Origin of the sequence: Kitasatospora sp. NPDC101176, assembly GCF_044768035.1 — a bacterium.
Taxonomy (GTDB): Bacteria; Actinomycetota; Actinomycetes; order Streptomycetales; family Streptomycetaceae; genus Kitasatospora.
This window is the reverse complement of sequence record NZ_JBIWPA010000021.1, coordinates 108,070-116,309: the sequence shown is the minus strand read 5'-3', so window position 1 is coordinate 116,309 and position 8,240 is coordinate 108,070. Positions and strand designations below refer to the sequence as shown.

8 protein-coding genes, 1 tRNA gene and 1 pseudogene are annotated in these 8,240 nt (G+C 75.1%); 9 read left to right on the top strand and 1 reads right to left on the bottom strand.

Annotated elements, in window-relative coordinates; translation table 11 throughout:
• The first annotated feature begins 205 nt into the window (after window positions 1-205).
• The 8 genes and pseudogenes from ACIRS1_RS25890 (at window position 206) to ACIRS1_RS25855 (ending at window position 6,147) form a co-directional block, all read left to right on the top strand.
• Window positions 206-289, top strand: a tRNA-Leu gene (locus ACIRS1_RS25890).
• 155 nt (window positions 290-444) lie between these two features.
• The gene (locus ACIRS1_RS25885; RefSeq protein ID WP_402843950.1) at window positions 445-2,604 is read left to right on the top strand and encodes a serine/threonine-protein kinase; all 2,160 of its coding nucleotides are present in this window, start codon (window positions 445-447) and stop codon (window positions 2,602-2,604) included.
• 172 nt (window positions 2,605-2,776) lie between these two features.
• Window positions 2,777-3,313 carry a hypothetical protein gene (locus ACIRS1_RS25880; protein ID WP_402843948.1) on the top strand — a complete coding sequence of 179 codons (537 nt, stop codon included), beginning with the start codon at window positions 2,777-2,779 and terminating at the stop codon, window positions 3,311-3,313.
• Between the two features lie 442 nt (window positions 3,314-3,755).
• Entirely contained in the window at window positions 3,756-4,118 is a 363-nt protein-coding gene (locus tag ACIRS1_RS25875; RefSeq protein WP_402843945.1) for a YciI family protein, read from the top strand.
• A complete protein-coding gene (locus ACIRS1_RS25870) occupies window positions 4,115-5,419 on the top strand; it encodes an RNA polymerase sigma factor (protein ID WP_402843943.1) in 1,305 nt (434 codons plus the stop codon). Before ACIRS1_RS25875 ends, ACIRS1_RS25870 begins: the two co-directional genes overlap by 4 nt.
• A 30-nt stretch (window positions 5,420-5,449) precedes the next feature.
• Window positions 5,450-5,641 (top strand): annotated as a pseudogene (locus tag ACIRS1_RS25865) (alpha/beta fold hydrolase); the annotation flags it as partial.
• Between the two features lie 98 nt (window positions 5,642-5,739).
• Window positions 5,740-5,967: a hypothetical protein gene (locus ACIRS1_RS25860; RefSeq protein ID WP_402844021.1), complete on the top strand. Its 228-nt coding sequence runs from the start codon at window positions 5,740-5,742 to the stop codon at window positions 5,965-5,967.
• 9 nt (window positions 5,968-5,976) lie between these two features.
• Complete coding sequence (locus ACIRS1_RS25855; protein ID WP_402844018.1) at window positions 5,977-6,147, top strand: hypothetical protein; 171 nt, start codon at window positions 5,977-5,979, stop codon at window positions 6,145-6,147.
• 133 nt (window positions 6,148-6,280) lie between these two features.
• On the opposite strand, the gene ACIRS1_RS25850 is transcribed toward ACIRS1_RS25855, so the two are convergent.
• A complete protein-coding gene (locus ACIRS1_RS25850) occupies window positions 6,281-6,892 on the bottom strand; it encodes a TetR/AcrR family transcriptional regulator (RefSeq protein WP_402843940.1) in 612 nt (203 codons plus the stop codon).
• Between the two features lie 97 nt (window positions 6,893-6,989).
• On the opposite strand from ACIRS1_RS25850, the gene ACIRS1_RS25845 reads away from it, so the two are divergent.
• Complete coding sequence (locus ACIRS1_RS25845; RefSeq protein ID WP_402843937.1) at window positions 6,990-7,811, top strand: SDR family oxidoreductase; 822 nt, start codon at window positions 6,990-6,992, stop codon at window positions 7,809-7,811.
• The last annotated feature ends 429 nt before the right edge of the window (window positions 7,812-8,240 follow it).

The window sequence follows — 8,240 nt, the reverse complement described above, 5'->3', positions numbered from 1 at the left end:
AGTTGGTGGGTTACGTCCGAGGCGTGTCGGGGGGGGGGGGGGGGCCCCCCCCGCCCCCCCCCCCCCCGGCGCCGTTTCCACCGGCTGCCTCGCCGGTGGGGGAGGCGTCCCCGCCCGCCGATCGCCAGGTCCGGGCCCTGCCCGTTGCCCGGGGGTGGTCGGAAGCACCCCTCCGGATGGGCTATGGTTAACCCATCACCCAGATGCGCGGGTGGCGGAATAGGCAGACGCGCTGGATTCAGGTTCCAGTGCCCGAAAGGGCGTGGGGGTTCAACTCCCCCCTCGCGCACACAGTGAACGGCCGGTCGACCCAACAGTCGACCGGCCGCTCTGTTTTCCGGGGGCGGGTGCCGGGCAGGCCGCACGGGGGCCCGACTAGGCTGGGCCGGTCGCGCGGCCGGTCGGCCGTGCACGCCTTGGGGGAGGGTGCGGCAGGTGACCTTGGTGGAGAACGATCCGCGGGAGATCGGCGGCTACCTCCTGGAGGGCCGGCTCGGTGCGGGCGGGATGGGCGTGGTCTACCGCGCCCGGTCGGTGTCCGGGCGCCAGGTGGCCGTGAAGGTGATCCGGCCCGAGCTGGCCGCGGACGCCGAGTTCCGGGCCCGGTTCCGGCAGGAGGTCACGGCCGCGCGCAAGGTCAGCGGCGCGTTCACCGCACCCGTGCTCGACGCGGACCCCGACGCCCCGGCGCCCTGGCTGGTCACGCTCTTCGTCCCCGGCCCGTCCCTGGGCGAACGGGTCTCCGCCGGGGGCCCGCTCTCCCCGCCCGAGGTGCGCCGGCTGGCGGCCGGGCTGGCCGAGGCGTTGCGGGAGATCCACCGGGTCGGGCTGGTGCACCGCGACCTCAAGCCCGGGAACGTGCTGCTCGCCGAGGACGGCCCGCGCGTCATCGACTTCGGCATCGCCAGGGCGGCCGATCAGACCCAACTGACCAGCACCGGTGTCGCCGTCGGGACCCCGCCGTTCATGGCGCCCGAGCAGTTCCGCAGCGGCGCGGCGACGGCGGCCACGGACGTGTTCGCGCTCGGTTCGGTGCTGGCGTTCGCGGCCACCGGGCGCGGCCCGTTCGGCGCGGACTCCTCGCACGCGGTGGGCTTCCGGGTGGTGTACGAGGAGCCGGACCTCGCCGGGGCTGCGGCGGAGCTGCGCCCGCTGATCCTCGCCTGCCTGGCGAAGGACCCGGAGCAGAGGCCCACCGTGGACGGGCTGTTGGCACTCGTCGCGGCGGGGGCGCGGGAACGGACGGTCCAACTGCGGACGGGTCCGGTGGCCCCGGCTCCGGCCCCGGTGCCCGCGCCGGCCCCGCCGATCCCGCTGCCTGCTCCGCCCACGCCGACCGCGCACGCGACCGTGGTCCCCGGCCCGGTGGTGCCCGGCGGTCCGGTGCCCCCGCCGTCCTCCCCGGTGGCGGCGGTTGTCGTCGCGCCGCGACCCGGCCGGCGCAAGGCCCTGCTGATCGGCTCGGCGCTGGCCGCCGTGGTCGTCGCCACCGCGGGCACGCTGGGCTTCTTCGCCTGGCAGGCCCAGCGTGCGGACGACGGCAGGAACGGCGCCGCTGCGACCGGCGACGTCACGACCGGTGACGTCAAGCCGAGCAGCAGCCAGGCCGGTACCGGTGGCCTCGCCTGCGGCCCGGCCGGCAAGGCCACGATCGGATCGGACGGGCTGGAGGGCCCCCTCGTCCAGCAGTGGGTCACCGACTTCGGCAAGGCCTGCCCCACCAGCCAGCTGACCGTCGACAAGTCCACCGGCGGCACCGCCGCGGACCGGTTCTCCAACGGCGGCCTCGACGCCGCCACCGTGGACGTCGCGATGACCGACGGTCAGAAGGTCGCCTACGGGCGGCACTGCGAGGGAGGCCGGATCGCCCAGCTCCCCGTCACGGTGCTCCCGGTCGCCGTGGTCTACAACGTCCCCGGGATGGCCGACCTCGTCCTCGACGCCCCGACGCTCGCCAAGATCTTCCGGGGCAGGATCCAGACCTGGAACGACCCGGCGATCAGGGCGCTCAACCCCGGTGCGACGCTGCCGAACTCGCCCATCGCCGTGCGGGCCCCGTCCGAGGCCTCGTGGGCCACCTTCGTCCTCACCCAGTACCTCGCCCAGGCGGCGCCCGCCGACTGGCCGTACGAACCGGGCACCACCTGGGCGTCCGAGCTACCGGCCACACCCGGCACGAGCGCGTCCGGCGTGCCCGGGGCCGTCGCCGGCACCCAGTGGTCGATCGGCTTCGTCCCGCTGCGGGACGCCGGCACCCTCCGGAAGGCCCAGGTCCGCAGCGGCGACGGCGGCGACTTCGTGGCGGCCCCCACCGCCCTGAGCGTCAACGCGGCGGCCGCGGCGGGCACGATCGAGAGCGACGGCACCAGGCTCTCCGTCAAGCTCGACCACCGGAAGCCCGTCAAGTACGGCTACCCGGTGGTCGGCTTCGGCTACCTCGACTTCTGCGAACGCGGCGGCGGCGCCGGCATCGTGGCGAGCTTCGCCTCCTACGCCGTCAGCGGCCCGGCCCAGGCCACGGGCGAGGGCCTCACGTACGGCACGCTGCCCCCGGCCATGGCCCAGCAGGTACAGGCCACCCTCCTCGGCCTGCGCTCCCCGTAGCGTCCGCCACCGGGCCCGACCCCGTGCCCGCGACCGACGACCCCACCCACCTCGTCCCGCCACCGCCGCAGCCCCTCCAGGCGGGTGCGGATCCGCCATATCCGTGCGTGATTCGGGCGACTCGCCCGGCCGGAAGAGAGTTGACCGTGGAGGAAGAAACGTGACGGCGGCGATGCACACTTCAGGATTCCGAACCCGCCTGCTGCTCGCCGGAGCCGTGCTCGCACTCACTCCGGCCTGCAGCACCGGCCATCCCGGGCGGGGCGCGGAGTCCGCCCCGCCCTCCTCCTCGGCCTCGGCCGAGGTCAGGCAGGACGTCGCAGCCCTGCACCGCCGATTCCCGGAGCTGGGGGAGCTGTCCGCGGCCAGATGGGTGGGGACCGTCCTGGGCGCGGGCGGGGGCTCGGGGGCGAACGCCCGGCTGGACGTGCCGGGGCCGAGCGACGTGGGGCTGGACGGGGTGGCCCGGGTCGAGCCGGCGGCCCTCGCGTCGATCACCGCGAGCGGGACGTGGCAGGAGGGCGTCATCGCCTGCCCCGTGCCGGGGCCCCTGGCCGCCGAAGTGGGCAGCGGCTCCACGTGGTTGCACAGCGAGGCCTTCGACCGAACGGTGACCCGCGACCAGTACCCGGGGAGCTTCTACTTCGAGCGCCGGAGCAGCCGTGTCTACTTCTGCACCGTGAACCCCACCCCCCGCTCAACCGAGTGACCCCGCCCGCCCGGCGCCGCCATCCGTCATTCGTCGCCCTCCGGTGAAGCGGCGGCGTCCAGGAGACCGGGGCGCGATCGCTCGGCCATGGGGGCTGGACATCCACATACGCGCGGAACGCGGCATTCAAGGTCCCGAAATGCCGGACGGATGTGAGTGGTGCGTCGTTCGACGGTCGGGGGCGGCCCGTCGACCGTACTCGACGGGCCGCGCCACCCCTCTGCGGAGTTGCGCAGCAGTCACGCCCTTTTCGGCTCCGGCCTGAGGCGAAGCGGTGGGCGGGGCGGCGCGCAGGGGTGGTGGAGGGGGTCCGGGTGTCGGGGCAGCGGCTGGAAAGATCTTCGGGAGGAGTCGCCGATCGATGTCGAGGACTCGCCCGCGGCTCCGACCGGAGGGTGACGGCGCGCCGACGGGGTGCGCGGAACGCAGAGGGGACACCGCCATGAAGTACCTCGCGATGATCTACGGCAACCAGGCCAAGTGGGAGTCCTTCCCGGCCGAGGAGTGGCCGGAGGCGATCGCCAGGCAGGAGGCGTACAACGCCAAGTACCGGGAGACCGGCGAACTGCTCGGCGCCTACGGGCTGGCCGACGCGGCCGCCGCCCAGCTGGTCCGGCGGGCGGAGGGCGTGCCCGCCGTCACCGACGGGCCGTACCTGGAGACCAAGGAGTACATGGCGAGCTTCTACCTGCTGGACTGCGAGAGCCTGGAGCGAGCCCATCAGATCGCCGCCGACATGCCGTTCGCGGACACCGACCCGGTGGAGCTGTGGCCGATCCTGCACGAGTCCCCGGGGAACGAGTGAGCCCGACCGGCCGCGACGCCGAGGACCTGCTGCGCGAGCTGGCGCCGCAGGTCCTCGGCGTGCTCGTCCGGCGCCACGGGGCGTTCGACGCCTGCGAGGACGCCGTCCAGGAGGCGCTGCTCGCCGCCGCGCTGCAGTGGCCCGCGGACGGGGTGCCCGACAACCCGCGGGGCTGGCTGCTGACCGTGGCCACCCGCAAGCTGGTCGACCAGGTGCGCAGTGACTCGGCGCGCCGACGGAGGGAGGAGGCGCTCGCGCTCGCCACCCCGCAGTCGGCGCTGCTCGCGCCCCCGGCCGACGACGACGCCGTCCAGCGGGACGACTCGCTCGCCCTCCTGTTCCTCTGCTGCCACCCGGTGCTCTCCGCGCCGAGCCGGATCGCGCTCACGCTGCGCGCCGTCGGCGGCCTCGCCACCGCGCAGATCGCCGCCGCCTTCCTGGTGCCCGAGGCGACGATGGCGCAGCGGATCAGCCGGGCGAAGCAGGGGATCAGGGCGGCCGGTGGCGACCTGCCGTCCGGGTCGGGGCCGGGGGCGGGGACGGGGATTGGGGCGGGTTCGGGGGCGGGGGCGGACGGCGAGCGGCTGGGCGAGGTCCGGCACGTGCTGTACCTGATCTTCAACGAGGGCTACACGGCGAGCGGCGGCGAGGAGCTGACCGCGCCGCCGCTCGCCGCCGAGGCGATCCGGCTGACCAGGCTGCTGCTGCGCCTGGTGCCCGACGACGCCGAGACGGCCGGACTGCTGGCCCTGATGCTGCTCACCGACGCCCGTCGCGGCGCCCGTACCGGGCCGTGCGGCGAGCTGGTCCCGCTCGCGGAGCAGGACCGCGACCGGTGGGACGGCGAACTCATTTCCGAGGGGCTGGAGTTGATCTCCTCGACGCTGCCGCGCGGCCGGCCCGGGCCGTACCAGGTGCAGGCCGCGATCGCCGCCGTGCACAGTGAGGCCGCGAGCGCCGACGCCACCGACTGGCCGCAAATCCTCGCCCTCTACGACCTGCTGCTGCGCTTCGACGCCAACCCTGTCGTCGCGCTCAACCGGGCGGTGGCGGTGGCGATGGTCCGCGGACCGGCCGCCGGTCTGGACCTGCTCGCGGAGCTGGCGGCCGACAAGCGGCTGACCAGGCACCACCGGCTGCTCGCCGTCCGCGCCCACCTGTCGGAGCTGCGCGGCGACGATCCGGCGGCCGCCGCGCAGGCGTACCGGGAGGCCGCCTCCCGTACGGCGAGCGGCCCCGAACGCCGCTATCTCCTCGGGCGGGCGCAGGGGTTGGCGGGCGCGGGGCCTGACGGGCAGTGATACGGGGCGAGGCGCCTGCGGCCTGTCGCGGTGCGGTCGGACCGGGTTACGCCATTGGGTGCGCGGGGCGCGTGGTGTCGCGGGGGCGGTGTCCGGCTGCCCTGCCGGGACTGGGGCGGCGACGGCGTACCCGTCGTACTGCTGCGCGGCTGGCCGGGGGGGGCGGGCGAATGGCCCACCGTGGCCAGGGGGTTGCGGGCCGCCAGGCACCGGGTGATCGCCGTCGACCAGTGCGGGCACGGCGCCGGCGAACGGCGCCCGGCGGACGCGTCGCGGGCCGCGTACGTCGCCGAGGCAGGCCGGGCTGCTCGGGGGCCGGCGTGCAGGAGCGGATCGGTGAGTCGCTGGACTCCTGGCTGCTGCCGTTCCCCTCGCCGGAGTCGGCGGCGGACTTCGTCGGCGGCGGGCCGGCGAGGGAGGGCTGGGCGGCGGGCCTGGAACGGGCGCGCCGACGGCTGGTCGCCGCGCTTCGAGCGGCACGTGCTCGTCGCCTCGCCGGCGGAGTGCGCCCGGCGCTCGTCCGGGACGAGTGGGAACGCATCGACTGATCGACGCTGGTGGTGCTCGCGCAGTCCGGAATCATCCCCGCACCGGACGTCGAGGGAATGCTGGCCGGGCGCCCCGGGCCGGAACCCACGGCCGCGACGGTCCCCGGGACGGGACACGACCTGTACCTCGAGCGTCTGGACGTCCTCCTCCGTCTGCTGGCCGACTTCCTGGCCGGATAGCCGGTGACGGGGCCCCGGAGCGGGTCCGGCGTGGGCCACGGTGTGGGTTCCGGTGCGGTTCGGGAGAAGGCCGAGTTGTCCGCGCGGCTGGTGGGCGCCTACCGGGCTACGCCGGTAGGCGCCGCCCGGGGGGTCAGTCGCCGACGGAGTCGAGCCAGGCGAGCAGCCGGTCGCCCTCGCGGGTCATCAGGTCGGGGTCGCGCAGGGCGTTGGCGAGCAGGGACATGCCCTGGTAGCCGGCGACGAGGGTGACGGCGTGGCCGTCCGGGTCCGGGACGCCGAGTTCGCGGAACTGCTCGGCCGCCCAGTCCAGTAGACGGCGGATGACCTGCGCGGCGGCCCGGTCGAGGCCGCCGGAGGGCTCCGGGTCGCGCTTGTCCAGCTCGACGGCGAGGGTGCCGGTGGGGCAGCCGTAGCGGGCGGCGGTCTCGCGCTGGGCGACCCAGGCGTCGACGAGGCCCTTGAGCCGGGCGCGGGGGTCGGGGATCCGGTCGAGGTCGTCGGTGAGGGTCGTGACGTGGGCGGTGTGCTCGGCGAGAGCGGCCTCGACCAGGTCGTCCTTGGTCTTGAAGTAGTAGTACACGTTGCCGACCGGGACGCCGGCGGCCTGGGCGATGTCGGCGATGGCGGTGCGCTCGACGCCCTTCTCGTGCAGCACCCGGGCGGCGGCGGCCGTGAGGCGGCGGCGCTTGGCTGCCGCGGCGGCGGCTCGGGAGGAGCCCTTCGACGCTAGCGAGTCAGTCACCCAACTCACTATAGACAGCGCTCCCCGCGGCGCGCTACGGTCGGGACCGCAACAGAACTGAGTCAGCCAACTAACTCATGAATGTGGGGGAACTGTCATGATCGTTGTCACCGGAGCCACCGGAAACGTCGGCCGCGCCCTGGTGCGGTACCTGCTGGCGGCGGGCGAGCAGGTCACGGCCGTCTCGCGCCACGCCCCGAAGGTCGCCCTTCCGCCCGGTGTCCGGCACCACGCCGCCGACCTCGCCGACCCGTCGGCCGTGCGGCCCGCGCTGGACGGCGCCGACGCGCTGTTCCTGCTGGTCGCCGGCCCCGACCCGGACGGACTGCTCAAGCAGGCCGTCGACGCCGGCGTCCGCAGGGTCGTCCTCCTCTCCTCGCAGGGCGTCGGCACCCGGCCGGACGCCTACGGTCACCCCGCGGCCTTCGAGTCGGCGCTCGCCGCGAGCGGACTGGAGTGGACGGTGCTGCGCGCCGGCGGCCTGGCCTCGAACGCCTACGCCTGGGCCGAGCCGATCCGCAACCACCTGGTCGCCGCCGCGCCCTTCGGGGACGTCGGCCTCCCGTTCGTCGACCCCGACGACGTGGCGGCGGTCGCGGCCGTGGTGCTGCGGGAGGACGGGCACCGCGGCGCCACGTACGTGCTCACCGGGCCGGCGGCCGTCACCCCGCGCGAGCGGGCGGCGGCCATCGGCGAGGCGATCGGCGAGACCGTCGACTTCCGGGAGCAGACCCCGGACGAGGCCCGGGCGCAGATGGCGGCCGTGATGCCGCTGCCCGTCATCGAGGGCACCCTGGCCATCCTCGGTGCGCCCACCCCGGAGGAGCGGCGGCCCAGCCCCGACGTCGAACGCCTCCTCGGCCGCCCGGCAGGCTCCTTCGCCGCCTGGGCCCAGCGCAACGCGACGGCGTTCCGCTGAGGGGAGAGGGCGGGCCGGCGATGACGCCGGCCCGGGGCTGTCCCGGCGCTGGGACAGCGCTGGGCCGGGGTGGTGAGCCCGACCCCGACCCGACCCCACTCCGCCCCGGCGCACCTCACCCCACCCCGCCGCCCTGGCTGGACGGTGGCAGGTGATCACTCTGCGCAGGAAGTCGACCAGGTCGACTTCCTGCGCGGGGAATCGGCAGGCGGGCCCCGATGAACAGGCATCCGCGTGAAGAAATATGTCGGTCGGTCTACCTATTCCTCTTGCCCGCCCCGCGTCCCACCCCGCATGACCCCCCCGCCGCGTCCGGAAGCAGAAGTCGGCCAGGTCGACTTCCTGTGCAGGGATGCAGGGATGCAGGGGGGCGACGGGCGGAGCGCGGGGGAGCTGGCGCCGAGAGGAATATGTAGGCCGGTCTACTGA

Excerpts from the sequence above, each read along its gene's own strand:
- ACIRS1_RS25880 (WP_402843948.1), top strand. The coding sequence starts at position 2,777 with ATGCACACTTCAGGATTCCGAACCCGCCTGCTGCTCGCCGGAGCCGTG.
- ACIRS1_RS25875 (WP_402843945.1), top strand. The coding sequence starts at position 3,756 with ATGAAGTACCTCGCGATGATCTACGGCAACCAGGCCAAGTGGGAGTCC.
- ACIRS1_RS25845 (WP_402843937.1), top strand. The coding sequence starts at position 6,990 with ATGATCGTTGTCACCGGAGCCACCGGAAACGTCGGCCGCGCCCTGGTG.